This window comes from Oleiphilus sp. HI0066, assembly GCF_001635725.1.
The window spans coordinates 1-655 of record NZ_LWFH01000104.1 but is presented as its reverse complement, the minus strand read 5'-3'; the positions used below and the strand labels follow the sequence as shown (position 1 = coordinate 655).

Here is a 655-nt window from a genome sequence, read left to right as displayed (position 1 = left end):
CCACCACGGCTACATCACACGCGTAAAAGCGTCCTTACAAGCCCTGGGCATTGACCCTGAAAAGCTCACTGTAAAACTAGTTCAATTCGCAATTCTTTATCGCGGTGGCGAACGCGTTCAAATGTCGACAAGAAGCGGCTCATTTGTGACGCTACGTGAGTTACGCGAAGAAGTTGGCAACGATGCAGCACGTTTCTTCTACGTGACGCGTAAGGCTGAGCAGCACATGGACTTCGATCTCGATCTTGCGAAATCACAAAGCAAAGACAATCCGGTGTATTACATCCAATACGCACATGCACGTATTGCAAGTATGCTGCGCAAACTGGAAGAAGAAGGCGCACTCGTTGATCAAGCAAATGGTTTAAGTCAACTAACTAGCAATGCCATCGAAGCTGAAACTGAATTGGCAAAACGTTTGGCGCAATATCCGCAAACGCTTATTAATTCTGCTGAGCAGTTTGAGCCGCATACTATGACGCATTATCTACGTGACCTAGCTAGTGAATTCCACACTTACTACAACGCGAACAAGATGCTTGTTGAAGATCATAATGTACGTGATGCGCGCATCACCTTGAGCCTTGCTGTGCAACAGGTTCTGAGCAATGGTCTGAATCTGCTAGGTGTTAGCGCGCCAGACAGTATGTAAGTA

1 protein-coding gene is annotated in these 655 nt (G+C 46.9%); it reads left to right on the top strand.

Features of this window, described 5'->3' with window-relative positions:
• The coding region (locus tag A3738_RS01630) for a DALR anticodon-binding domain-containing protein (protein ID WP_255376127.1) at positions 1–652 on the top strand (652 nt) is incomplete at its 5' end.
• Positions 653–655 lie beyond the last annotated feature (3 nt).